The organism is Bradyrhizobium sp. LTSP849 (assembly GCF_000938255.1).
Taxonomy (GTDB): domain Bacteria; phylum Pseudomonadota; class Alphaproteobacteria; order Rhizobiales; family Xanthobacteraceae; genus Bradyrhizobium.
On the sequence record NZ_JYMR01000018.1, the window covers coordinates 96,599 to 121,381 of the forward strand.

Consider the following 24,783-nt stretch of genomic DNA (forward strand, 5'->3'; position numbering starts at 1 on the left):
CGGCCGCGTAGTGGGGATTTCGTCGTGACGTCAAAGTTTCGCCCGGCCGGCTCGGGGTGGGCCATCATTGTCTTGAGCCTGAGCGCGCTTGCGCTCGCCGGCTGTGGCCGCAAGGGCCCGCTCGATCTGCCGCCAACCGCCTCCAACGCGTCCACGGCCAATATCGCGGCGCCGACCGACACCGAGTCCGAAGCCCAGAAGACGCCGAGCGTGTTCAATCCCACCTATGGCGCGGATGCCCCGCCGGCGGCGACCAAGGGCAAGAAGAAACCGTTTATCCTCGACCCGCTCCTGGACGACAAACCCAGCAAGTGAGCTGGGGCAACTGAGCCAACGCCATGAACCATTTTGACTACCGCAACGGCGTGCTGCACGCCGAGGCGGTGAACCTGTCCGAGCTGGCCGCAACCGTCGGCACGCCGTTCTATTGCTATTCGACCGCGACGCTGGAGCGGCACTATCGCGTCTTCACCGATGCCTTTGCCAGTGAGAAGGTGCTGGTCTGCTACGCCATGAAGGCGAACTCCAACCAGTCGGTGCTGCGCACGCTGGCCAAGCTGGGCGCCGGCGCCGATGTGGTCTCCGGCGGCGAATTGAAGCGCGCGCTGGCCGCCGGCTTTCCGGCAAGCAAAATCCTGTTCTCCGGTGTCGGCAAGACGGAGGACGAGCTGCGCGCCGCACTTGCGGCCGACATCCTCTGCCTCAACGTCGAATCCGAGCCTGAGCTTGAGCTGCTGTCGCGGCTTGCGACCGAGATGGGCAAGACCGCGCGCATCTCGATCCGCGTCAATCCGGACGTCGATGCCGGCACGCACGCAAAGATCTCCACCGGCAAGTCGGAGAACAAGTTCGGCATTCCGATCGTGCATGCCCGCGAGGTCTATGCGCGCGCCGCGAAGCTGCCCGGCATCGAGGTGACCGGTACCGACGTGCATATCGGCAGCCAGATCACTGATCTCTCCAAGATGGAGACCGCGTTCCGCATCCTCTCCGAATTCGTGCAGACGCTGCGCGCCGACGGCCACAACATCTCGCATGTCGATTTCGGCGGCGGCTTGGGCATTCCCTACTACATGGATCGCGAGGCGCCGCCGGCGCCCGATGCCTATGCCGCGATGGTCAAGCGCGTCAGCCACAATCTCGGCTGCACGCTGATGTTCGAGCCGGGCCGCATGATCGTCGGCAATGCCGGCATCCTGGTCGCCAAGGTGATCTATGTGAAGCACGGCGATGGCAAGAATTTCGTGATCATCGACGCCGCGATGAACGATTTGATCCGCCCGACGCTGTACGAGGCCCATCACGACATCCTGCCGGTGACGCAGCCGGCCAAGGGCGCGGCCACGATCACGGCTGACGTCGTTGGCCCGGTCTGCGAGACCGGCGACTACATCGCGCTCGACCGCACTTTGCCGACCCCAAAGGTGGGCGATCTCATCGCCATCATGACCGCAGGTGCGTACGGCGCCGTGCAGGCCGGCACCTACAACACGCGGCCGCTGGTGCCCGAGGTGCTGGTGAAGGGCGACCAGTACGCGGTCGTGCGCCCGCGCATCGAGGTCGAGCAGCTCATTGCGATGGATACGCCGGCACCGTGGCTTTGACGGCGTCGGCGAGCCTAAGCTCGCCGACGTGCGTGCCTGTCACGGCCCGTATTTCGGAGCGGGCTTCTGATTAAAATCGTTCTCGTCGGTGACGCAGGTGAAGTTCGTCGCAATGCTGGTGCTGCCGCCGCCGTTGTACTTTGCGACCTTGGGGAAGACGCAGAGCGGCCGGGTCATCTGAACCGCAGGCGGCGTATCGGCCACGAACTTCGTGGCGAGGATCGTGTCCGGCGCGACCCCGGCCTCGACCCATTTGACGAGCGGTGTGAGCGCATCGAACGTGTTGGGACCGGGCCCGCCCGAGCAGTGATACATTCCGGGCACCATGAACAGCCGAGCATAGCTCTGGGTCCGTCGCAGCGCCGGGCTGCCGTTGCCATGATCGAAGAAGCCGACCGGTTGGAACCCTTGCTGGAATCCTGGGCCTTCATTCCCTGCCAGCGCAAGGAAGTAGTTGATGCTGCTCTGTGACGGGATCAGCGGGTCGGCCCAGCCGTGGTACATCAGCAGCTTGCCGCCGTGTCCCCTGAACTCGCTGAGATCGGTGCTGGTCGCGTTGAGCACCGCCGCAAGCTGATCATCCACCTTGTCAACGTCGCGGTGGAAATCGAAATTGGCAAAATTGGTTGCGCTTGCGGGGTAGCCGAAACTCGGGCCGAACACCCAGTAGAACAGGCCGTCGAAGGCCGGTTCGGGAAATCGCTCCTGGAGGGCGAGGCCGAGCGCGAGGATATCGTCGGTCTCATTGCCGCGTTCGGAGCCCGGATTGATGAGCTGTCCGTTCACCGGGTCGATCGTGCCGGCGTAGTACCTCTGCATGGTCGTGACCTGATCGGCTGTCAGGCAGGCGGGCGGCGCGTTACTGCCTTTGCAGAGCAGGACCTTCGGATCGAAATGACAATCGCGCGGATCGGTCAGGAACTGATCGGTGCTGGCGCCGCCGTCCTGGCCGACGCATTGCTTGAGCACGGCCTGGTTGATCAGCGTCATCTGGCCGGCCTGGATGAACCGGCCCGGACTCGCATGCGTGTTCTGCCAGCCGTAGAGCCCTGCCATGTGCAGGTGAGTCCGGTTGAAGGCGGCTGCGCCCGCAAGGATGCCGTCATAGTCGTTGGGGAAGCGCTGCGCCTCCATCAGGGCGTTCTGGCCGCCGGTGGAGCAGCCGGCGAAATAGGCCCGTTGCGATCGATGCCCGTAATACGCGTTGACGATCTCCTTGCCCCGCTCGGTCATCAGATGGATCGCCCGATAGCCGAAATCCTTGATCCGCTCGGGATGCCCGAACAGGCCCGTCGACGGCGCCGTTGGATCGCCGAACTCGATGGCGAGCGGATTGCCCATGTTGCCGGCCGAGCCGCAGAACAACGGGTTGCATCCCGATGACCCCGTGCCGAGATCGCTGTTGGTCGCGGCGAAGCCGGCCTGGATGCCGCTGGCGAGCTCATTGTAGGTGATCGTGCCCTGGAAGCCGCCGCCGCCGGTGCCAAGGAACCTGCCGTTCCACGTGCTCTCCGGCAGCCAGACTTCGATCTTGATGCTGGAATCCGAGCTGGGGATCAGGGTTGCGGTGACGCGGCAGAAGGCGGGAAGGCCGATGATCGGGCTCGCGCCAGGTGGGACAAAGGTGCCGGTGGTGTTGTCGTCCGCCGAATTGATCACCGTGTGCTGGAGTTGCAAGGATCGAAGATTGGTGCACGCCGTCGCCATGGCGGGCGAGCTGCTGATCGCGACACAGGCAAACAGGGCCATGGTCGCACCGACAAGTAAGTGTCGATGACGCTTCATTCTGTCCTCCCTGATTTTTTTGCAGGCTTGTAGAGCGGACAGGATAGCCGAGTGCGATCACAACTCAAGGATGTTGCGTTGCGATCCGGCGCTTTTGCGAGCGATCGACGAAATTCACGCCGCGGTTGTGAGGGGAGGCTGAGCGCTGATGCTACTTCCCGGCAAGTCCACCTGGCGTGCCGCCGACAATGACTCCCGCCTTCTTCTCGATCGGCTTGATCGCAGCAGTGAAATCGGACTCGGCGCCTTCCGCACTGATCACGGTCTCCCACAGCCGCCCGACTGCATCGGCGACCTCCATCGACAGGCCGAGCTGCTTCATCTCCTCCAGCGCCAGCCGCACATCCTTCACCATCAGTCCCGTCGCGAAGCCGAAGTCGAACGTCCGCGGCAGCACCGAGCGCGGAAACTTGTCGCGGCTCGCGGTGTTCATGCCGGAGCCGGAATTGATGACATCGATCATCACGGCGGGATCGAGCCCGGCCTTGACGCCCATCACCACGGCTTCCGACGTTGCCACCATCGCGGTGGCCGACAGGAAATTGTTGGCGAGCTTCATGGTCTGCGCCGCGCCCGGCTTTTCGCCGATGAAGAACACTTTTCCGATCACGTCGAGCGCAGGCTTCAGCAGCTCGAACTCCGCCTTCGGCCCCGACACCATCACCGCCAGCGTGCCCTTCTCGGCGCCGCCGACGCCGCCGGAGACGGGGCAGTCGATCTGCACGATGTTGCGCCTGGCCAGCAGGCCGTGAATCTTCGCCGCCATCGCCGAGCCGACGGTGGAGAGATCGATGAAGCGTTTTGCCCGGCTCCCTTCGATCACGCCGTTCGGCCCCGTCGCGACCGCGAGCGAGGCCTGAAGCGACGGCAGGCTCGCCATCACGGTCTCGACCTGATCGGCAACGTGCTTCGGTGACGTCGCCGCACTAGCGCCGCGCGCGACAAGCTTGTCGACGACCTCCTTGCGCGTATCGAACACGACAAGCTTATGCCCCGCCTCGACCAGCCGCCGCGCCATCGGGAAACCCATGTTTCCGAGGCCGATGAATCCGATGTCCATGGTGTTTCCTTGTTTTGTTTATTCGTTGTTTGGAGTTGAGCTACGCACCACCCCCACTGTCGTCCCGGCGAAGGCCGGGACCCATAACCCCAGGGGGGGAGTCGTTGTGTGAGGGCGGTAACTCCGAGTCCCCATAGCCACATCCGACGGTGGTTATGGGTCCCGGCCTTCGCCGGGACGACGTGGAGAGGGCTTGCGCTCTCACGCCTTCCCATCGAGCTCCGCAAAAACCTCGCGCGCTATCCGAAAACTGTCGACTGCCGCCGGCATGCCGCCATAGATCGCGACCTGCATCAGGATCTCGCGGATTTCGTCGCGGGTGACGCCATTGGTCAGCGCGCCCTTCAGATGCGCGCGAAACTCGTGCTGCCGGTTGAGAATCGCGATCATCGCGATGTTGAGCATGCTGCGGGTCTTGCGCGGCAGTTCCTCGCGGCCCCACACCGTGCCCCAGCAATATTCGTTGAGCATCTCCTGGAACGGACGGTTGAAATCGTCGACGTTCTTCAGCGCGTTGTTGACATAGGCTTCGCCCAGCACCGCTTTGCGGACTTCCAGGCCCTTGTCGTGCATCTTCTTGTCCATGGCGTTTCCTCTACTTCCCTTGCATTTCCCTTGGGAATGACGCCGCGGAAACTACGGGGTTGAGCCGGAGCAGTCACGTCCTCGTGTTATGCGGGAAAAGGGGGATGTCCCGTACAGGAACGGATGCCTCAGTGCTGCCGTTGTGATACGGTTTGCTCGCCCGGGTAACCTGGAGAGTTGATTGAACGGCGGCACCCCCGACCCGTCAGACCCGATCCGCGATGGCGACGCTCTGTCGCGGCTGAAGCTGGCGCAGGCCCTAGACCGGGCCATCTATGCCATCGCATGGGAGCGTGCCTGGCCGAATCTGGCGCGTGTTCTGACCGTCGTCGGCCTGTTTCTGGTGGTGTCCTGGGCCGGTCTCTGGCTGGCACTCCCCTCAATCGTCCGCGCCATCGGTCTCGTCGTTTTCGCTGGCATCGCTGCGGCCGCCCTTTTCCCGCTGATTCGCTTTCGCTGGCCTGCCCGCGAGGAGGCGCTCGCCCGGCTCGACCGCGGCTCGGGCATCCGTCATCGTCCGGCCACCACGCTCACGGATACGCTGACCTCACAGGACCCGGTGGCGAAAGCGCTGTGGCAGGCCCAGCGCGAACGCACGCTGGCCTCGCTCAAGCGCATCCGCGCCGGACTGCCGCAGCCGCGGCTCGCCTTGCATGACCCCTGGGCGTTGCGCGCGCTGGTCATGGTGATGCTGGTCGCGACCTTCTTCGCCGCCGGCGACGAGCGCGCGATGCGGCTGGGCGCCGCCTTCGACTGGAACGGCGTGCTGGCGCCCACGAACGTTCGCGTCGATGCCTGGGTCACGCCGCCGCTCTACACCGGAAAGCCGCCGGTCATCCTGTCTGCCGCCAACAAGGAAGCCACAGCGTTGCCGGCCGCCGGCCCGCTCGCCGTTCCCGCCGGCTCGACCCTGATCGTGCGATCCTCCGGTGGCAGCCTCGATGTCGCCGTCTCCGGCGGCCTCAAGGAAGTCGCGCCCGCGGAAGCCACGCCCAAGGGTACCAACGAGAAGCATTTCACCATCACCGGCGACGGCACCGCCCATGTCCGCGCGCCCTCAGGCCAGCCGCAATGGGCGTTCGCGGCGACGCCGGACCGTCCGCCGACGATTGCGCTCGCCAAGGATCCGGAGCGCCAGGCGCGCGGCGCGCTCCAGCTCGTCTACAAGATCGAGGACGATTACGGCGTCACCGGCGCCGAGGCGCAAATTGCTCCGCGTTCCGGCGACGCAAAAGACGCCAGCAAGGACGGCGACACCAAGACCTCCGACACCAAGACCTCCGACGTGAAGACCGCCGCGCGACCGCTGTTCCAGCCGCCGCAGTTTCCACTGGTGCTGCCGAACGCGCGCACCCGCAACGGCGTCGGCCAGACGGTGAAGGATCTCAGCGAGGATCCCTATGCCGGCGCCGATATTACACTGACGCTCACCGCCAAGGACGAGGCCGGTAACGAGGCCAAGAGCGAGCCGTTCAACATGCGGCTGCCCGAGCGGCTCTTCACCAAGCCGTTGGCGCGCGCCCTGATCGAGCAGCGCCGCATCCTCGCGCTCGACGCCAACAAGAATTCCGACGTCTACACCGCGCTCGACGCACTGATGATCGCGCCTGAGCTGTTCACACAGGAGACCGGCCAGTATCTCGGCCTCTACAACGTCGCGCGGCAGCTCGAGGCGGCGCGCACCGACGACGCCATGCGCGAGGTCGTGGCGAGCCTGTGGGCGCTTGCGGTGACGATCGAGGACGGCAACATCTCCGACGTCGAGAAGGCGCTGCGGGCGGCCCAGGACGCGCTGAAGCAGGCGCTGGAGCGCGGCGCCAGCGACGAGGAGATCAAGAAGCTCACGCAGGATCTGCGGGCGGCGCTGGACAATTTCATGCGCCAGCTCGCCGAGCAGTTCCGCAACAACAAGGATGGCCAGCAGCTCGCCCGTCCGCTTGATCCCAACACCAAGATCCTGCGCCAGCAGGACCTCCAGAACATGATCGATCGCATGGAGCGCCTGTCACGCTCCGGCGACAAGGATGCGGCCAAGCAGCTGCTCGACCAGCTCCAGCAGATGCTGGAGGGCCTTCAGATGGCGCAGCCGGGCCAGTCCGGCGAGAGCGACATGGAGCAGGCGCTCAACGAGCTCGGCGACATGATCCGCAAGCAGCAGCAATTGCGCGACAAGACCTACAAGCAGGGCCAGGACTCCCGGCGCGACCGCCAACGCGGCAAGCAGCAGGGCGACCAGTCGATGTCCGATCTCCAGCAGGATCAGCAGTCGTTGCGCGACCGCTTGAAGAAGCTCCAGGATGAGATGGCCAAGCGCGGTCTCGCGCAGAAGGGCCAGAAAGGTCAGCAAGGACAGAAGGGCCAGCAGGGTCAGCAAGGCGACCAGGGACAGCCCGGCCAGAACGGCGATCAGGACGCCGACCAGGGCGACGATGATGGCGGGCTCGACGCCGCCGACGGCGCCATGGGCGATGCCGGCGGCAAGCTCGGCGAAGGCAATGCCGATGGCGCCGTGGACTCCCAGGGCAAGGCGCTGGATGCGATGCGCAAGGGCGCGCAGAAGATGGCCGAGGCGATGCAGCAGGGCGACGGCGACGGCCAGGGCGATGGTCCCGGCAACCGCGCTGGCCGCCAGCAGAGCGGCGGCAACCAGACCGACCCGCTCGGCCGTCCGCTGCACGGTCGCGAATTCGGCGACGATTACACGGTCAAGATCCCCGGCGAGATCGACGTCCAGCGCGTTCGCCGCATCCTCGAAGAGCTCCGCCGCCGCCTCGGCGACCCCTCGCGCCCGCAGATCGAGCTCGACTATATCGAGCGGCTGCTGAAGGATTTTTGAGAGGCCAGGCTGTCTCCCCAACGTCGTCCCGGCGCAGGCCGGGACCCATAACCCCAGGGAGATGTTTGGCGAAGACTCGTCATCCGGTACTGCTACCGATCGCTAATAGATAGATCACGCGGTATGGGTCCCGGCCTTCGCCGGGACGACACCGTTTTTGTGGGGCCGGCTCGTACTGCTCCAGCAGACTGCTGAGAGAGCTCTCTCCGCCGCTACCCCTTCTTCGCCGCCAGCGCATCCGCAACCGCCGTGCGGATATCCGCCACCGAGAACGGCTTTGTCACGACGTCATGCACCAGCGCGTTTAAATTCGACGCGCGCTCGCGCTGGTCGGCATAACCGGTCATCAGCAAAATGGTCAGGTCGGGAAAATCGCGCGCGACGGAGAGCGCCAGCGCGATGCCGTCCATCACCGGCATCTGGATGTCGGTGAGCAACAGATCGAACGCGCCGTCCTCGCGGGTCAGGATCTCCAGCGCCTCGGCGCCGTCCTGCGCGGTGACGGTCTCGTGGCCGTCCATGGCGATGGCGCGCGCCACCAATTGGCGCATCGAATCCTCGTCATCGGCGATCAAGATTTTTGGCATGAGACGAACCTTGGGACCAATCTCCCGCGCGGGACCCGGCGGGGTCGATTATACGCTGCCGCCGGCAATGTCGCGTCGGTTGAAGAAGCGAACGTCGATATTGCGGCCTTCCGGCGGCGGCGACGCCAGGCGCGACCTGAAGAAGGCGCGCTCACCGGGTTGCAGCACGGTCTGCTCCAGCACCGAATTCCAGGCGTAGATCTCCGCGCCTTGCGCGTCGCGCACCGCAAAACGCAGCCGCGGGATATCGAGCGGCTTCTTGCCCTGGCCGACGATCACACCCTCGATCACCAGCACCTGCTTACCGTCCACGGTCTCGCTCGAGAGTTTGACGTCCTTGAAGGCCAGGCCGCGCAGGTTCACATCAAACCCGACCATCTTGTAGAAGGCTGCCGTCTGCGGCAGCAGTCGCACCATGTCGCTGCGCCAGATCACCAGAGCCAGCACCAGCGCACCCATGGCGGCGCAGGCGGTCGGCAGGCCGACATGGGATTTTCGCCGCGCCGTGGTGGCCGCCGGACGGCTGACCCGTGCGCCGCGACGGGGGAATAGGCCACGGAACCAGGATTGGTGCGGCACGCCTATGCTGTCGTCCTCGGCAGAACGGGCCGCCGCCGACCAATCATCCTCGGTCGCGTCTTCGGTCTGCTGGGCATCCTCGGTGGGCCAGTCGCTGGCGATCGAGGGGCTCTCGACCTCGGGGGTCTCCGCCGTGCTGTCGTCCTTGGCGTAGGAGTTCCACTGCTCGGCGAGATCGGCCTGGTCGTCGGCCTGGCTGGCCGAGGCCATGGCCGGCACGGCCGCCTCCTCGATGGCATCCTCGGGATGCGCCATCCAGGTCTCCTTGCAGCGGGAGCAGCGGACGGTCCGCCCGTTAGCCCCAAGGCTCGCAAGCTTGATGGCGTAGGATGTCGTACAATGGGGGCAGACGATATGCATGGACGAGCCTTGATGCATGGAGAATCTTGGCGATGACCCAATCGCGCAGAACCGGGCGGCCTGGATGCTACAAGGCGACCGTTAACGAACCGGAAACCATAACGGTCGCACAACCCCTTGATCGCATGCGGCGAAACCCTCGCTGGCCGCGCGCCGCGTCCCCCCTCGAACGGAGCTGAGCTTGGTTCGGTTCGAAAATGTTGGATTGCGTTACGGCCTGGGGCCGGAGATCCTGCGCGACCTCAGTTTCCAGATCCCGCCGCATTCCTTCCAGTTCCTCACCGGCCCCTCCGGCGCCGGCAAGACGTCATTGCTGCGCCTGTTGTTCCTGTCGCACCGGCCGACGCGCGGCCTCGTCAATCTGTTCGGTCACGACATCTCGCAGCTCGGCAAGGATGAGATCGCGGACTTGCGCAAGCGCATCGGCATCGTGCTCCAGGATTTCCGCCTGCTCGACCACATGACGACCTATGAGAACGTGGCGCTGCCGTTCCGGGTCATGGGCCGCAGCGAGTCGAGCTATCGCAAGGAGGTCATCGACCTCCTGCGCTGGGTCGGCCTCGGCGAGCGCATGGATGCGCTGCCGCCGATCCTGTCCGGCGGCGAGAAGCAGCGCGCGGCGATCGCGCGCGCGGTGATCTCGCGGCCGCAACTGCTGCTCGCGGACGAGCCGACCGGCAGCGTCGATCCCACGCTCGGGCGAAGATTGCTGCGGCTCTTCATCGAGCTCAACAAGTCCGGCACTGCCGTCATCATCGCGACCCACGACATCGCGCTGATGGACCAGTACGAGGCGCGCCGCTTCGTGCTGCACCAGGGACGATTGCACGTCTATGAGTAGGCCCGACGAGCGCGGCGTGCTGGTCGATCTCGGACAGGAGCGTCCGCAGCTTCCGGCCAGGGCGCGCAACATGTCGCCGATCGTGCCGCGCGCCTCGATCCACGGCCGCGCGCTGGTCGCCGTCGTCGCCATCATGACCTTCCTCGCCTCGATGACGACGGGCACGGTGCTGCTGGTCAGCGCCTCCGCCGCGGAATGGCAGTCGGACGTCGCGAGCGAAATCACCATCCAGGTCCGCCCGCAATCCGGGCGCGACATCGAGCGCGACACCGTCGCCGTCACCGAAGCGATGCGCGCGCAAGCGGGCATCGTCGAGGTCAAGCCCTTCACCAAGGACGAGAGCGGCAAGCTGCTCGAGCCCTGGCTCGGCACCGGGCTCTCGATGGACGATTTGCCGGTGCCGCGCATGATCATCGCCCGCGTGCAGCCTGGCACGGCGCTCGATCTCGGCGCCTTGCGCGCCCGTGTGACGCAGGTTGCGCCAAGCGCCAGCGTCGACGATCACCGTGCCTGGATCGAACGCATGCGCTCGATGACCAATGCCACCGTGCTCGCCGGCATCGGCATCCTCGCGCTCGTCATTGTCGCGACCATCATCTCGGTCTCGTTCGCAACCCGCGGCGCCATGGCGGCGAACCGGCCGATCGTCGAGGTCCTGCATTTCGTCGGCGCCGGCGACCGCTACATCGCCAACCGCTTCCTGCGGCATTTCCTCAGGCTCGGCCTCGAAGGCGGCGTGATTGGCGGCGGCGTCGCCATGCTGCTGTTCGGCTTCTCCGAGTCGATCGCCGGCTGGTTTTCGGGCACCCCGGTCGGCGACCAGTTCGCGGCCCTGCTCGGCACCTTCTCGCTGCGGCCGTCGGGATACGTCGTGCTCGCGGTGCAGGCCGTGCTGATCGGCGCGATCACCGCAGTCGCCTCGCGCCAGACGTTGTTCGCGACGCTGAATGATGTTGATTGAGATGGTTTCTTCCTTCTCCCCTTGTGGGAGAAGGTGGCGCGAAGCGCCGGATGAGGGGTTTTCTCCGCGCATACGAACGTCGAGGCGAATTCGCGGAGACATACCCCTCGCCCGTCTCGCTGCTGTCGCAGCGAGCCACCCTCTCCCACAAGGGGAGAGGGGAAGAAGCCCGATAAACCGGACTCCACTTCGCCTCAAAACGTCTTAAAATCACCCGGGGAAGGGATCACCGACATCGCATGACCTCGCCGACCGACGATCAATCGCCGAACCTGCCGCGCGGCTGGCTGCGCGCGACTGTCGTGTCGACGGTCGCGTTCGTTTTCGTCGGCGCGGCGGCGGGCTTCGTCGCGTTCCTGGCGCAATTGCGCGGCGCCGAGATCGCGCCGGAGCGCAAGGCGGACGGCATCGTGGTCCTGACCGGCGGCTCCTCGCGGGTGTCGGACGCGATGGAGCTGTTGGCGGCCGGCTACGGCAAGCGGCTGCTGATCTCGGGCGTGCATCCGACCTCGACGGCAAGCGACATCTCCCGGACCTTGCCGGAGAACCAGTCCTTCATGACCTGCTGCGTCGATCTCGACCGCACCGCGCTCTCGACCCGCGGCAACGCGGCTGAGGCGCGGCGCTGGGCCGAGGGGCGCGGCTTCAAATCGCTGATCGTGGTGACCTCGAACTATCACATGCCGCGCGCGCTGGTGGAGTTCTCGCACGCGATGCCGGAGACGGTGCTGGTCCCGTTCGCGGTGGTCGGCGACAAATGGCGCGATGAGCCGTGGTGGACCTCGGCCTCCACGCTGCGGCTGTTGCTGTCGGAATATGTCAAGTACATCGCCGCCGAGCTCAGGGTGCGGCTGGAGGATTTCGGGATTGACCTTTCGCCCGAAGTATCGGAGCAGCCTGCGGGCCTGCAATCGAAGCGGCCCACCACCGCACAGGCCAATTGATCGGCAAATTGATCGGATCGTCGATGTTTCTGATTTTCCTGCGCTCGCTGGTCTTCAACGTGCTGTTCTACGCCGTGCTGGTGTGCCTCGCGATCGTGGCGCTGCCGACTTTCGCCATGCCGCCGCGCGCCTTGCTGGCGGTCGCGGGATGGTGGGCGAAGGCCAGCGTGTTCCTGATGCGCGTGATCTGCAACATCAAGGTGGAATTCCGCGGCGTCGAGAAGATTCCGTCGGGTCCTCTGGTGGTGGTCGCGAAGCACCAGTCGTTCTGGGAAACCTTCGCGCTGATGCCGTTTTTCGATCACCCGATCTTCATCCTCAAGCGCCAGCTCATGCACATTCCCGTCTTCGGCCAGTTCCTGGTCAAGATCGGCATGATCTCGATCGACCGCGGCGCCGGCGTGAAGGCGTTGCTGGACATGACACGGCGGGCGCGCGCGGCAGTGCGCAGCGGCCGCCAGCTCGTGATCTTCCCGGAAGGCACGCGCCGCCCGGCCGGTGCGGCGCCGGACTACAAGACAGGCTTTGCCCAGATCTATTCGGCTTGCGGCGTACAATGCCTGCCGGTCGCGCTCAACTCCGGTCTGTTCTGGCCGCGCCGCACCTTCATGCGCTATCCGGGAACGCTGGTGGTGGAATTCCTCGATCCGCTGCCGCCGGGCCTTCCGAAGGACGCCTACATCACGCGCGTGCGCGCTGAGATCGAGGGCGCGACCGGCCGCATCGTCGAAGCAGGGCGGAAGGAGCAGGAGCGTTTGATCGGCTCCGCGCCGAGCTACGCACGCTCTGGCGGCTAGCGATTCTCGTCAGTCGGCGCCGGCGCGCGCAGGGAATGCGCATCGCCATGCAGCATCGTCGCGAGCTGATGCAATTGCGCGTCGCGAAAACCTTCGGCCTCGATCGCCTTCACGGTCGCCGTCACATAGTCGCGGTTGGCACCGGATTGGCCGTGGCCCTGGAGCACGTGGCGGTGCTGCTCGGTGAGCGACAGCCGCCCGGCATATTGCACATGGCCGCGGTCGACGACATAGGCGAGCGCGGAGACGCGCTCACGCGCATCGTTCTCCAGCCACACCGAGCGCATCACCTCGCGATAGACCGAGGTGACCTGCTCGCGCGCCCGCAAATAGGCGACGACGTCGGCGCGGTTCTTCTCGGCGACGCGGAAGGCAATGCCGCGGCAGGCGCCGCCGCGGTCGAGCCCGAGCACCAGGCCCGGCTGCTCCGGTGTGCCGCGGTGCACGAAGGAATAGACGCAGAGCGCGCGGTGCTCGCCGACCAGCCGCGCCTGCACGCGTTCCTCGAATGCGAAGCCCGGCCGCCAGATAAGCGAGCCGTAGCCGAACACCCAGAGGTCGCCCTTGGCTGACGTGACGGAGGGGAGGGTGATTTCCGACATTTCGGGCACGGCTACCAGAACAGCGCCCCCAAGCGAAGCGAATTCTCCGCCTATCGTCCGAGGCCAGCCTCGCTTACATTTGCCATCATCTGGGGTCAAAGGGTCGCCGCATGTCCGATATGACCGTTGCCGCAGGCCGGCGCTCCCGTTGGGGGCTGTTCATCGCTCCCGTCCTCCTCCTGATCCTCGCCGTCGCCTGGAGCGGCTTCTGGTTCTATGCCGCCTCGCAGGCCGAAGTGGCGGCTGACGCCTGGCGCGCGCAGGAGGCCAAATCCGGTCGCATCTATGACTGCGCCAAGCGCTCGATCGCGGGCTTCCCGTTCCGCTTCGAGGTCCAGTGTTCCGGCGCCAGCGTCGCCCTGGTCTCGCAGAATGCGAGCAAGACGCCGTTCACGGCCAAGCTCGACAACATCCTGGTCGTCGCCCAGGTCTATGATCCCAAGCATGTCATCGCCGAATTCTCGGCACCGGCAACGCTCACCGACGGTGTCACGCAAAACACCTTCGTGGTGAACTGGAGCAAGGGCCGCAGCAGTGTGGTCGGCCTGCCGGCGATCCCGGACCGCGCCTCCATCGTGTTCGAAGATCCCACCATCAACCGACTCGATGGTGGCGTGCAGGTGCCGCTCGCGCGCGCAAAACAGGTCGAGCTGCATGGGCGCCTCGCGGATGGATCGCCGTCCGATCATCCCATCATCGAGACCGTGCTCCAGATCGCGCAGGGCAGTATCCAGGGCGTGCATCCGCTGCTCGCCGAGCCGTTCGAGGCCGACACGCGCGCCAAGATCACCGGGCTCTCCGATCTCACGCCGAAGCCGTGGCCGCAGCGCTTCCGCGAGATCCAGGCGGCCGGTGGCCATATCGAGATCGTGCAGTCGCGGATCCAGCAGGGCGAGATGATCGCGGTCGCGGCCGGCACGCTCGGCCTTTCGGCCAATGGCCGACTCGATGGCGAATTGCAGATGACGGTGACCGGCCTCGAGCGCGTGATCCCGGCGCTCGGCATCGAGAAGATGCTGGAAGAAGGCGTGCCGCAGGCAACGCTCGATCGAGTCGCGCCGGGCGTGAAGTCAGAGGACCTCAACAATCTCTTCGGCGCGCTCGACCGCGCCGTTCCCGGTCTCGGCAAGGTGATCAAGCAGAACGCCAATGCCGGCGTCGCCGCCGGCATCAATTCGATCGGCACCGAGAGCACGCTCGAGGGCAAGAAGGCGCGCAGCTTTCCGCTCAAGTTCGTCGACGGCGCCGTGATGCTCGGCCCCGTCAATGTCGGTCAGATTCCGCCGCTGTATTAGCAGCTCCCGTAGCCCGGATTGCGCTGCGCTCCATCCGGGCTACGAGCTGACTCGCGGACTCTTCGCCGGATCGTGATTGCGCATCGGGAATGCGGAGCCGCAAAGTCCGCTCTCTCTCCATGTACGGCCGCACGATGAGGCGGCCCGCCCAGGCAGGAGAGAGCCCCATGACGAAGTCCAAGCTGTTCGTTGCCGCCATCGCCATCTCGACCGCACTCGCGACCCCCGCGCTCGCGCAGTGGCAGTCGCAGGAGCCGGCTGCGTTCGAAGCCCAGTATCCGAACGGCGACCGCAACCTCGCGAGCCCCGCAACGCGCGATACGATGGCGTTCGTGCCCTCCGCGAAATCACCGCGTCCCACGGTGATCCGCACGACCAAGGGCAAATAGAAGCCGCCCCCTTGAGACGTTGCGCATCGCGGAGTTGGGCCCGGTCATGTCCCGGCCGGGCCCAATGCGCGCTGCCGAAGGCATGCGGGACAATCGCGCGCGTGCGGATCGGCCAGCCAGCGAAAATATTCCGAACAGGATCGTCAGGAAAACGTGATGCAGAAGATGCGCGCGGCCGAGAATAACAGCAGCCTCATTCAAGTCATTCCACACCAGGGAAGCGTGCACGCGCCGGGGGCGCAACTATCAGCACCTGCTTTCCCAGTGGAGGGAGGCTTACGTGCGGATCATCAATTACGGACTGATGCTGGGACTACTCGCTGCCTGTTCGGGACAGGCGCGTGCCGACGACAATGTCTCAACCGAAATCCAGGCGCTGAAGGCCAAGCTGAAGGAGCTTCAGCAAAAGGTGGATTCGGAGGCGCGTAAGACGCGCCAGGTCGAAGCGGTGCAGGCCAAAGTCATGCCGATGCCGGGGACCTACAAGGCGCTGCCCGTCGAGGCATGTGCGGGCGGCAAGGTCTGCTACAAGGGTATCACGCTGACATTCGGCGGCTGGGTCGATCTCACTGGCATCTACCGTTCGCGCAACATCGCCTCCGACACCGGCTCGGTGTTCAATGCCATCCCCTATCAGCAGGCCCACAATTTCTATGTCCCGGAGACGCGCTTCTCCGCGCGCCAGAGCAGGTTCTCGGTGCTTGCCGAAGGCAATGTCGATCCTGATACGCATCTGGCCGGCTACGGCGAAATCGACTTCGAAGGCGCGGCGCAGACGGCGAGCTCGGTTGCGACCAACTCCTTCAACCCGCGGATGCGGCAGCTCAGTCTCGAGCTCGACCGCACCGATCTTGGTCTGCACTTTCTCGCCGGACAATCCTGGTCGCTGAACGCGCCGACCAAATCGGGCATCGATCCCCGCGGCGTCGATGCGCCCGGCGTGATCGACTTCGAATCCGTTCCGGGATTCCTCGCAGCACGGCAACCCGGCATTCGCGTCTGGCAGGACATCGGACCCGAGTTCAAGCTGGCCGCGTCGGTCGAAAATCCGCAGACCGCCTTCTTCGGCGGCAACGTGCCGACGGTCGGCACGCCTGCGGTGGGTCCGCAGGGCGTGCTCAACCCGAACCTTCAGGTCAATCTGACCGGGCCGGGCGGCAGCTTCTTCAACAACCTCAACAATGTCAGCTTGAACCAGGTGCCTGACGTCACCGTCAAGGCGGCATGGGATCCGCGGCTCGGACCCTACAAGCTGCATGTCGAAGCCTGGGCGCTCTATCGCCAGCTGTTCGATCGCTTCAACGGCGCCAACCACAGCTACGACACCGGCAGTTTCGGCGGCCACGTCTTTGCCGAGCTGATCCCGAAGACGCTCGATCTTCAGCTCTACGGCGCGCACGGTGTGCTCGGACGCTTCACGGCGACGCCGTTCCCCGATGCGGCGGTGGCGCAGGACGGCACGATGCTTCCGCTGACCATCACGGCGGCCGCGGTCGGCCTGATCTGGCACGCCACGCCGAGCCTCGATGTTTACAGCTATGCGGGGCTGGAAAAAGCCAAAGCCAACTTCGCCAATGCCGGGACCGTTCCGTTCGGCTACGGCAACCCGCTCTACAACAACACCGGCTGCTTCACCGAGAACACGCCGGCCGCGAGCTGCAACGGCAACACGAAAGAAGTCCGGCAGATCACCGCCGGCGTCTACGACACCATCTACCAGGGCAATTACGGCACGCTCAAAGCCGGCGTGCAGTACTCCTACACGCAGCGTATCGCCTTCGACGGTGTCGGCGGCGCGCCCAGGACCGACGACAACATCGTCATGACGCAGATCCGCTACTACCCGTTCTAGTCTTCCGAGAGGGACAGTTGTCTGACGGCCTTCTGATCCTTCGGCTCGCGCACGTCGTCGCCCGGCTTGGCCTGGCGATGACGGGCGCGGTCGGCGCCACCTTCGTCGCCGCATTGTTGATGCGGGTCGAACTCCCCTGGTTCGACACGGTCGAATTCACCGCCCTGCTGATCGTGCTCGGAATGACCGGCGCCTATCTCGGGATCGATATCCCGCGTTGGCCCCAGCTTCGGGCGAAGCCCGCGCACCAATCCGCCGCGATCGGTCTTGCCAGCGCGACCGGCACGTTCCTCGCGGCCGGAGCCGGCCTGCTCGCACTCTATGCGTTCGTGTTCGACGAAACCTCTGATCCCAGCGGAAATCTCTTGTTCGGCATCACCTGGGCACTCGGCGTGTGCCTACAGATCGGCGCCGGCCTCGTTGGCCGCCTCCGCATCGCCAAGATGGAAGATCGCCGCTAGTCCGGCTTCTTGCCGAGCTGCGCATGCGGCCGGCCGAAATCGGGCGCAGCCGAATCCTGGCCGATCTCGACGATGCCGCGACGGATCGCGCGGGTGCGGGTGAAATGGTCGAACAGCGCCTCGCCGTCGCCGCGGCGGATGGCGCGGGTGAGTTTTGCGAGATCCTCAGTGAAGGTGCCGAGCATCTCCAGCACGGCCTCCTTGTTGGCGAGGAAGACGTCGCGCCACATCGTCGGATCGGAGGCTGCGATGCGGGTGAAGTCGCGGAAGCCGCCGGCGGAGAACTTGATGACTTCGGACTCCGTCACCTGCTGCAACTCGTCGGCGGTGCCGACGATGGTGTAGGCGATCAGATGCGGCAAATGGCTGGTGATCGCGAGCACGAGATCATGATGATCCGGCGTCATCACCTCGACCTTGGCGCCCATCGCGGCCCAGAACGCGCGCAGGCGATCGGTGGCAGCCGCCTCAACGCCTTCGGGCGGGGTGAGGATGCACCAGCGGTTGATGAAGAGCTCAGCGAAACCGGAATCCGGGCCCGAATGCTCGGTGCCCGCAACGGGGTGTGCGGGAACAAAATGAATGCCCTGCGGCAGATGCGGCGCCATGTCCCTGACAACAGCGCCCTTGACCGAGCCGACGTCGGAGATGATCGCGCCGGGCTTGAGATGTGCCGCAATCTCCTGCGCCACCGGCCCGCAGGCGCCGACGGGAATGCAGAGGATGACGAGATCGGCATCCTTCACCGCTTCCGCGTTGGTCGCGACGACATGGTCGACGATGCCGAGCTCGAGCACCCGCGCACGCGTCTTTTCCGAACGCGCGGTGGTGACGATCTCGCCGGCCAGGCCCTGGAGCTTCGCTGCGCGCGCAATCGAGCCGCCGATCAGGCCGAAGCCGATCAACGCGACGCGCTGGAAATGCGGTGTGACGCTCATTTGCCGGCCACGAAGTCACGCAAGGCCTCGACCACGAGGCGGTTGGCCTCCTCGGTGCCGATGGTCATGCGCAGCGCATGATGCAGGCCGTAATTCTTCAGCCCGCGCAGCACCAGGCCGCGCTTGGTGAGGTAAGCGTCGGCGTCATCCGAGGTCTTGCCCTTGTCGGTCGGGAAGTGGATCAGGACAAAATTGGCGACGCCCGGCGTCACCTTGAGCCCGAGCTTGGTGATTTCCTCGGAGAGCCAATTGCGCCAGGTCTCGGTGAACTGCTTCGACATCGCCTGGTGCGCGGTGTCCTCGATCGCGGCAACCGCGGCATACATCGCCGGCGTCGACACGTTGAAGGGGCCACGGATGCGGTTGACCGCGTCGATGACGTGTTCGGGACCGAACATCCAGCCGATGCGCAGTGCCGCGAGGCCGTGGATCTTGGAGAAGGTGTGCGTCACCACCGTGTTCTCGGTGGTGGCGACCAGCTCGATCCCCATCTCATAGTCGTTGCGAGAAACGTAGTCGCAATAGGCGGCATCGAGCACCAGCAGCACGTGCGACGGCAGGCCGGCGCGCAGGCGCTTGACCTCGTCGAACGGGATATAGGTGCCGGTCGGATTGTTGGGGTTGGCGAGCCAGACCAGTTTTGTCTTCGGCGTCACCGCTTTCAGGATGGCGTCGACGTCGCAGGTGAGGTTCGTCTCCTGCGCGACCACGTTCTTGGCACCGACCGCCATGGTTGCGATCGGATAGACCAGGAAGCCGTGGGTGGTGGAGATCGCCTCGTCGCCGTAGCTGAGATAGGTGTGGGCGAGCAGATTGAGGATCTCGTCCGAGCCGGCGCCGCAGATGATGCGGTTGGGATCGAGCCCGAAGCTGCGGCCGATCGCTTCGCGCAGCACGCGCGAGGTGCCTTCCGGATAGTCTTCCAGATGCGTCGCCACGTTCTTGAACGCCTCGATCGCCTTCGGCGAGGGGCCGAACGGGGTCTCGTTGGCCGAGAGCTTGAACACCTTGCGGCCCGGCTCAGCGACCGGGCTCTTGCCGGGCGTGTAGGGCGCAATATCGAGAATGCCGGGATTCGGCACGGGGCGGGACATCTTCAACTCCGGATGGGCTTAAGCGGTTCGCGATTTACGATTTCGACCCGGTCGGGGGCACCGTATAGCGCGTTGCGTGGCTGCCGACGAGGGCCGTGGAGCGCACCGAGGCCCCCGCTTCGATCAGGGCAGCCTTGATCTTGTCGATGCTGCTCGCGGCTGTGACCGAGACCAGCAGCGCCGCGCCATCGAAGGCGGTATCGGGCACCGCCACGATCTCGGCGAGCGGCGACAGCGCCCGCGCGACCTCGGCGTTCCACCCCGAGACGCGCACGCTGAAGGTCTCGACCTCCGTCACCAGGGCGCTGTCGGCGACGCGCGAGATCGCGAACACAGGCAGTGCGGCCGGATGGTCGGCGCGCTCGACGAAAGGCAGCCGCGCGATGATTTTTGGCGCGCCTTCCTCCTCCAGCTCCAGCCACCACGGCGTGTGGCTGGAGGTCGCCGAGACCAGCGCCAGATCGCCCTTGGATTTCGCCACCGCCTCGACCGCGGCCTGCGCGCTGAAATGCGCGACGTAGGGCACGGTGAAGCCGAAATGGAAGCGGACGGAATCGCGCATTGCAGGCTCGCTCACCGCGATGTCGGCATGCACCGAGAATGGCGCCTGGACGTAGGTGAAGGTCGCGATGATGACGCGCCAGATGCTCTCGACCGTGTCGAGCGGCAGGATGCCGCGATGGCGCTGGACGATATGGCGCATCATGTCGGCCTCGCGCGCCGGACGGAACGCGGAGCCGATCTCCTGGGTCTGCTTCACCTGGATCAGGCGGTCGATGATGTCGCCGCGTTGCATCAGCAGGCGATGCATGCCCTCGTCGATCGCGTCGATCTCCTTGCGCAGTTCCTGCAACGATGGTGGCGCGGGCGGACGTTGGGACATATCTGTGAGGCGCTGTTGAGAGGTGGTCCAATGCGGATCAGCAAGCGCCGGATCCGCTGCGGTTGAGGCTCTGATTAGGCAGGATGGGCCGCGAAAGCAAAGAGAAATGAGGGCCTTTTTCGCCGACGGCGGAGGGGTGAATTTGGCTCATCCGGACCGTGACTTGACGAAAACCGTCCGAGCCAGTAGATTTTGCCCGTTCCGTGGTCATTTGAGCCGGCCGGCTTGCAGCCACGTTAAAAAAATCGCTAAACAGGCCGGGGACGCTTTCGATCCCGGCCGAACCTATCGTTCAGGCCGGGTTTTTTATGGCCTGATGTCAGTGGCGATCTGAAGTCCGATCGCAAACGAGGACGATGGTCAGAGATGGTTGGCGTCAAGTCGATTCCCAGTCCCGCGATCAGTGCCGATGAACGGTCGCATGAGGTAGATCATCCGAGCTCGCTCGTCGCGCATTTCGGCGCCGATCAGCCGCTGCGGCTCGATTGCGGCATCGATCTCTCGCCGTTCCAGATCGCCTACCAGACCTACGGCGAACTCAATGCCGATCGCTCGAACGCGATCCTGATCTGTCATGCGCTGACCGGCGACCAGCACGTCGCCAATGTGCACCCCGTCACCGGCAAGCCCGGCTGGTGGGAAACTTTGGTCGGCGCGGGCCGACCGCTCGATCCGAGCCAGTACTTCGTGATCTGCGCCAACGTCATTGGCGGCTGCATGGGCTCGACCGGACCTGCCTCGATCAATCCGGCGACCGGCAAGGTGTGGGGCCTCGATTTCCCAGTCATCACCATCCCCGACATGGTCCGCGCGCAGGCGATGCTGATCGACCGGCTCGGCATCGACACGCTGTTTGCAGTCGTCGGCGGCTCGATGGGCGGCATGCAGGTGCTGCAATGGACCGCGGCCTATCCGCAGCGCGTGTTCTCCGCGCTCGCGATTGCCTGCTCGACGCGGCACTCGGCGCAGAACATCGCATTCCACGAGTTGGGTCGCCAGGCCGTGATGGCCGATCCCGACTGGCACAATGGCGGTTACGCCGACCATGGCCTCCATCCGCATCGCGGCCTCGCCGTGGCGCGCATGGCCGCGCACATCACCTATCTTTCGGACGCGGCGCTGCATCGCAAGTTCGGACGGCGCATGCAGGATCGCGAGCTGCCGACCTTCTCGTTCGACGCCGACTTCCAGGTCGAGAGCTATCTGCGCTACCAGGGCTCGTCTTTCGTCGAGCGCTTCGATGCCAATTCCTATCTCTATCTGACCCGCGCGATGGATTATTTTGACATCGCCGGCGATCATGGCGGCGTGCTGGCAAAGGCGTTCGCGGGCATCCAGACCCGCTTCTGCGTGGTCTCCTTCACCAGCGACTGGCTGTTCCCGACCTCGGAATCGCGCGCGCTGGTGCATGCGCTGAATGCGTCGAGCGCGCGGGTGTCGTTTGCCGAGATCGAGACCGATCGCGGCCACGATGCCTTCCTGCTCGACGTGCCCGAATTCCTCGATATCTCCCGCGCCTTCCTGCAATCGGCAGGCAAGGCGCGCGGGCTCACTGGCAAGAATGGCTAACAAGGACGGCTAGCGATGTCTGTACAGGAAGTGCTGCCGCTGGGCGGCCTCTCGACTGAACAGTCGGGGCAGTTTCGCGCCGACCATTTGCTGGTCGCCGGGATGGTCAAGGCCGGCTCGAAAGTGCTCGACGTCGGCTGCGGCGACGGCGATCTGCTTCAGATCCTGGAGACCCGCGGCATCGACGGGCGCGGCATCGAGCTGTCGCGCGAGGGCGTCAACCGCTGCGTCGCCAAGGGCCTTGCGGTGGTGCAGGGCGATGCCGACACCGACCTGATCAACTATCCCGACGATGCCTTCGACTATGTAATCCTGTCGCAGACGCTTCAGGCGACGCGCCAGCCCAAGGTCGTGCTGGAGAATCTGCTGCGCATCGGCCGCCGCGCCATCGTGTCGTTCCCGAATTTCGGTTTCTGGAAGATGCGCCTTCAACTCCTGATCGGCGGTCACATGCCGCGCACGGAGAATCTGCCGGCCAGCTGGTACGACACCGCCAACATCCACTTCTGCACCATCAAGGATTTCGTCGAGCTCTGCGACGCCATCGGCGTCAAGATGGAGCGCGCCGAAGCGCTCGACCTCTACGGCCGCCCGCTGCGGCTGCGGATGCCGTGGTGGGTGTGGAATCTGTTCGGCGAGCAGGGCGTGTTTTTGCTCACACGCGGGCAGGGAAAGTAGCTTCTCGTTATTGCGAGTGTAAGCGGCCGTAGCCCGGATGGAGCGCAGCGCAATCCGGGGCAGGTCAGGCCGCGTTCAAGAAACCCAGATTACGCTTTCGCTCCATCCGGGCTACGCGATGGAGTGTGAGGCAACGCCGTCGCGCTAATGCGCCGCCAGCGACCTCGGATCGCGCACTGGCCATCGCCCAGCTTCCACCAGCGTGACGAACCGCGCCACCGTCTCGTTGAACAGCGCGGGCTCTTCCAGATTGAGCACATGGCCCGACTTCGGGAACATCGCGAGCCCCGCCGCCGGCAGATGCTTCTTCAGGAACAGGCTCGCCCCGACACACGGATCATCTTCGTCGCCGCAGATGATCAGCGCGGGCGTGGAGGCGCGTCTGATCGCATCGGTCAAATTGTAGATCGAGGGGCGGCCGCCCTGGAAGCCGCACATCGTGTTGGCCGATCCCTTGGCATCGTGCCGCGCCAGCGCGGCGTAGAAATCGGCGTGGCCGCGCGGGTCTTTCACCAGGAAGGGAATCCGGCTCGGCGCCTCGCGCGTGACTTTTGCCACTTCAGCGGAGCCGAGCGTCTCGAACTGTTCGGCATTGGCGCGGCACTGCTTGCGCCAGGCGTCGAGAGTTTCGAGCTCCGAGCCGGAGCCGACACCAGCGAGCGTCATCGACAGCGCGCGCTGCGGCGCGTTCAATCCGATCTGAAGCGATGAATAGGCGCCCATTGAGAGACCGACGAGATGCGCGCGATCGATCTTGAGATGATCGAGCACGGCAAGCGCATCGGTGTAGAAATGCGTGTAGCTGTAGACCTCGCCATCAGGCACATCTGACGGCGTGTAGCCGCGCGCCGAATAGGTGATGCAGCGGTGGCCGCGGGAAAAATAACGCATCTGCGGCTCCCAATTGGTGTAGTCGGCCGCGAATTCGTGCAGAAAAATTATCGGCGTTCCCTGACCCGCCTCTTCGAAATAGATGCGGACATCGTCCCTGGTCGTGGCGTGGGGCATTAACTGTTTCCCTCTCTTGAAGCCGTACATAGAGGATCGCAGTTAATGCTGTTGTCCGCAATGCGGCAGCGTCAGACCAGCATCGACACAAAATCATCGCAACAATTCCCCGAAGCGTTAATTAGCGCCGCCGCGCGGCGTCTTGTTCTCGCCACATCCGGACGCTTTACGGCCTCACGGATGTCGGTCACCGCACGGGCCGACGGGAACTGGGGGTGTCAACGAAGGATGAAGAATGTTCGAGTTGTTTGCGTCTCGCCTGTCGCGTTGTGTTATCGCGCTGGCGCTCTTCTTTGCGGCGGTGGCCGTGGTCACCTCTCCAGCGTCAGCACGATCTCATCGTCATAGCGCTCAGCGGCACGCCTACGTGCATCACGCCGCGTACTCAGCCCAGCGATATCATCACTACCGGCACCATGCGCGCGGCTCGCGCTTCGAGCGCAGCGCCGCGCAATTGCAGGCGAGCGGGTTCATGAATACGCAGGCCAGCTACGATCCGAATGCCAATAGCGGCAGCATGGGTAGCATGCACTACGCGGGCGGTGGTGACATGGTCATCGGCGGAAACACCAGTCGCGCTGGCAATATGAGCCGCGCTCGTAACATGAGCTACGCTGTTAACAAGAGCAGCGCTGGCGACGTTGGGAGCGCGGGCAACATGGCCATGAGCAGCGGCTTCGGCGGTGGATCGGGCCTCGTGTCCGAGGCGCGCCGCTATGTCGGCGGCAATCCGACCGGGCGCGGCAGCCTGTGGTGCGCACGCTTCATGAACATGGTGCTTGAGAAGACCGGCCACCATGGCACCGGATCGGACATGGCGAATTCGTTTGCGCATTACGGCACGCGTGTCTCGGGTCCGCAGGTCGGAGCCATCGCGGTCATGTCGCGGGGCGGCCGGGGCGGCCATGTCGGCATCATCACCGGCGTCGATGCGCAGGGCAATCCGATCATGATCTCCGGCAACAACGGCAATCGCGTCCGCGAAGCGCCGATCTCGCGCGGCCGGATCTATGCGTATGTGATGCCGAATTGACGGAGTGACGCTGCCGTAGGGTGGGCAAAGGCGCGCAAGCGC

General features: G+C 65.0%; 24 protein-coding genes and 1 riboswitch. Of the genes, 14 read left to right on the forward strand and 10 right to left on the reverse strand.

Translation table 11 applies throughout. From position 1 onward, the window contains the following. Positions 1-24 precede the first annotated feature (24 nt). Together lptM and lysA are read left to right on the forward strand one after the other, a co-directional pair. Positions 25-315 carry an LPS translocon maturation chaperone LptM gene (gene lptM / locus UB31_RS13955; RefSeq protein ID WP_045005770.1) on the forward strand — a complete coding sequence of 97 codons (291 nt, stop codon included), beginning with the start codon at positions 25-27 and terminating at the stop codon, positions 313-315. A 23-nt stretch (positions 316-338) separates the two neighbouring features. Then, the gene (lysA, locus tag UB31_RS13960) at positions 339-1,604 is read left to right on the forward strand and encodes a diaminopimelate decarboxylase (RefSeq protein ID WP_045011236.1); all 1,266 of its coding nucleotides are present in this window, start codon (positions 339-341) and stop codon (positions 1,602-1,604) included. A gap of 39 nt (positions 1,605-1,643) precedes the next feature. Here lysA and UB31_RS13965 read toward each other — a convergent pair whose 3' ends face one another. From UB31_RS13965 to UB31_RS13975, 3 genes are all read right to left on the reverse strand, one after another. Next, complete coding sequence (locus tag UB31_RS13965; RefSeq protein ID WP_045005370.1) at positions 1,644-3,389, reverse strand: tannase/feruloyl esterase family alpha/beta hydrolase; 1,746 nt, start codon at positions 3,387-3,389, stop codon at positions 1,644-1,646. Between the two features lie 151 nt (positions 3,390-3,540). Then, the gene (locus UB31_RS13970; RefSeq protein ID WP_045005369.1) at positions 3,541-4,449 is read right to left on the reverse strand and encodes an NAD(P)-dependent oxidoreductase; all 909 of its coding nucleotides are present in this window, start codon (positions 4,447-4,449) and stop codon (positions 3,541-3,543) included. 201 nt (positions 4,450-4,650) lie between these two features. Further along, on the reverse strand, positions 4,651-5,034 hold the full coding sequence (locus UB31_RS13975; RefSeq protein ID WP_045005367.1) for a carboxymuconolactone decarboxylase family protein: 384 nt from the start codon (positions 5,032-5,034) through the stop codon (positions 4,651-4,653). Between the two features lie 181 nt (positions 5,035-5,215). Between UB31_RS13975 and UB31_RS13980 the strand changes: the two genes are divergently transcribed. After that, positions 5,216-7,870, forward strand: coding sequence for a TIGR02302 family protein (locus tag UB31_RS13980; RefSeq protein WP_045011237.1), 2,655 nt, complete (start codon positions 5,216-5,218; stop codon positions 7,868-7,870). 212 nt (positions 7,871-8,082) lie between these two features. Here UB31_RS13980 and UB31_RS13985 read toward each other — a convergent pair whose 3' ends face one another. Both UB31_RS13985 and UB31_RS13990 read right to left on the reverse strand, forming a co-directional pair. Next, positions 8,083-8,457 (reverse strand): response regulator, encoded by a 375-nt coding sequence (locus UB31_RS13985; protein ID WP_045011238.1) that lies wholly within the window; start codon positions 8,455-8,457, stop codon positions 8,083-8,085. Between the two features lie 48 nt (positions 8,458-8,505). Further along, positions 8,506-9,396, reverse strand: a complete 891-nt coding sequence (locus UB31_RS13990) for an MJ0042-type zinc finger domain-containing protein (RefSeq protein ID WP_045005768.1) — start codon at positions 9,394-9,396, stop codon at positions 8,506-8,508. A 181-nt stretch (positions 9,397-9,577) separates the two neighbouring features. Between UB31_RS13990 and ftsE the strand changes: the two genes are divergently transcribed. The 4 genes from ftsE to UB31_RS14010 all read left to right on the forward strand — a co-directional run bounded on the left by ftsE (position 9,578) and on the right by UB31_RS14010 (position 12,939). After that, positions 9,578-10,237, forward strand: coding sequence for a cell division ATP-binding protein FtsE (gene ftsE / locus UB31_RS13995; RefSeq protein WP_045005362.1), 660 nt, complete (start codon positions 9,578-9,580; stop codon positions 10,235-10,237). Further along, positions 10,230-11,198: a cell division protein FtsX gene (locus tag UB31_RS14000; protein WP_045005360.1), complete on the forward strand. Its 969-nt coding sequence runs from the start codon at positions 10,230-10,232 to the stop codon at positions 11,196-11,198. The genes ftsE and UB31_RS14000 overlap by 8 nt, the downstream gene beginning before the upstream one ends. 239 nt (positions 11,199-11,437) lie before the next feature. Continuing rightward, complete coding sequence (locus UB31_RS14005; RefSeq protein ID WP_045005359.1) at positions 11,438-12,142, forward strand: YdcF family protein; 705 nt, start codon at positions 11,438-11,440, stop codon at positions 12,140-12,142. Positions 12,143-12,165: 23 nt separating this feature from the next. Further along, complete coding sequence (locus UB31_RS14010; RefSeq protein WP_045005767.1) at positions 12,166-12,939, forward strand: lysophospholipid acyltransferase family protein; 774 nt, start codon at positions 12,166-12,168, stop codon at positions 12,937-12,939. On the opposite strand, the gene UB31_RS14015 is transcribed toward UB31_RS14010, so the two are convergent. Continuing rightward, the gene (locus UB31_RS14015; RefSeq protein ID WP_045005766.1) at positions 12,936-13,541 is read right to left on the reverse strand and encodes a gamma-glutamylcyclotransferase; all 606 of its coding nucleotides are present in this window, start codon (positions 13,539-13,541) and stop codon (positions 12,936-12,938) included. The genes UB31_RS14010 and UB31_RS14015 overlap by 4 nt on opposite strands. Positions 13,542-13,651: 110 nt before the next feature. Between UB31_RS14015 and UB31_RS14020 the strand changes: the two genes are divergently transcribed. From UB31_RS14020 to UB31_RS14035, 4 genes are all read left to right on the forward strand, one after another. Then, positions 13,652-14,836, forward strand: coding sequence for a DUF2125 domain-containing protein (locus tag UB31_RS14020; protein ID WP_045011239.1), 1,185 nt, complete (start codon positions 13,652-13,654; stop codon positions 14,834-14,836). Between the two features lie 167 nt (positions 14,837-15,003). Then, positions 15,004-15,225, forward strand: a complete 222-nt coding sequence (locus UB31_RS14025; RefSeq protein ID WP_045005355.1) for a hypothetical protein — start codon at positions 15,004-15,006, stop codon at positions 15,223-15,225. Between the two features lie 280 nt (positions 15,226-15,505). Then, a complete protein-coding gene (locus tag UB31_RS14030; RefSeq protein WP_197087335.1) occupies positions 15,506-17,077 on the forward strand; it encodes a hypothetical protein in 1,572 nt (523 codons plus the stop codon). Between the two features lie 17 nt (positions 17,078-17,094). Beyond that, positions 17,095-17,538 (forward strand): hypothetical protein, encoded by a 444-nt coding sequence (locus UB31_RS14035; RefSeq protein WP_045005353.1) that lies wholly within the window; start codon positions 17,095-17,097, stop codon positions 17,536-17,538. Here UB31_RS14035 and UB31_RS14040 read toward each other — a convergent pair. The 3 genes from UB31_RS14040 to UB31_RS14050 are packed head-to-tail and all read right to left on the reverse strand — an operon-like array spanning position 17,535 to position 20,453. Beyond that, positions 17,535-18,476, reverse strand: a complete 942-nt coding sequence (locus UB31_RS14040; protein ID WP_045005351.1) for a prephenate/arogenate dehydrogenase family protein — start codon at positions 18,474-18,476, stop codon at positions 17,535-17,537. The two genes, UB31_RS14035 and UB31_RS14040, sit on opposite strands and share 4 nt — an antisense overlap. Further along, positions 18,473-19,570: a histidinol-phosphate transaminase gene (gene hisC, locus UB31_RS14045; RefSeq protein WP_045005762.1), complete on the reverse strand. Its 1,098-nt coding sequence runs from the start codon at positions 19,568-19,570 to the stop codon at positions 18,473-18,475. Before hisC ends, UB31_RS14040 begins: the two co-directional genes overlap by 4 nt. A gap of 34 nt (positions 19,571-19,604) precedes the next feature. Next, a complete protein-coding gene (locus UB31_RS14050; protein WP_045005349.1) occupies positions 19,605-20,453 on the reverse strand; it encodes a chorismate mutase in 849 nt (282 codons plus the stop codon). 193 nt (positions 20,454-20,646) lie between these two features. Beyond that, positions 20,647-20,726: riboswitch (SAM riboswitch) on the forward strand. A 93-nt stretch (positions 20,727-20,819) separates the two neighbouring features. Between UB31_RS14050 and metX the strand changes: the two genes are divergently transcribed. Further along, positions 20,820-22,022 carry a homoserine O-acetyltransferase MetX gene (metX, locus tag UB31_RS14055; protein WP_045005348.1) on the forward strand — a complete coding sequence of 401 codons (1,203 nt, stop codon included), beginning with the start codon at positions 20,820-20,822 and terminating at the stop codon, positions 22,020-22,022. 15 nt (positions 22,023-22,037) lie between these two features. Next, positions 22,038-22,700, forward strand: a complete 663-nt coding sequence (gene metW / locus UB31_RS14060; protein WP_045005347.1) for a methionine biosynthesis protein MetW — start codon at positions 22,038-22,040, stop codon at positions 22,698-22,700. A 144-nt stretch (positions 22,701-22,844) separates the two neighbouring features. Here the strand turns inward: metW and UB31_RS14065 are convergent, their stop codons facing one another. Further along, complete coding sequence (locus tag UB31_RS14065; protein WP_045005346.1) at positions 22,845-23,708, reverse strand: alpha/beta fold hydrolase; 864 nt, start codon at positions 23,706-23,708, stop codon at positions 22,845-22,847. A 235-nt stretch (positions 23,709-23,943) separates the two neighbouring features. Between UB31_RS14065 and UB31_RS14070 the strand changes: the two genes are divergently transcribed. Continuing rightward, on the forward strand, positions 23,944-24,741 hold the full coding sequence (locus tag UB31_RS14070) for a TIGR02594 family protein (protein WP_045011240.1): 798 nt from the start codon (positions 23,944-23,946) through the stop codon (positions 24,739-24,741). Positions 24,742-24,783 lie beyond the last annotated feature (42 nt).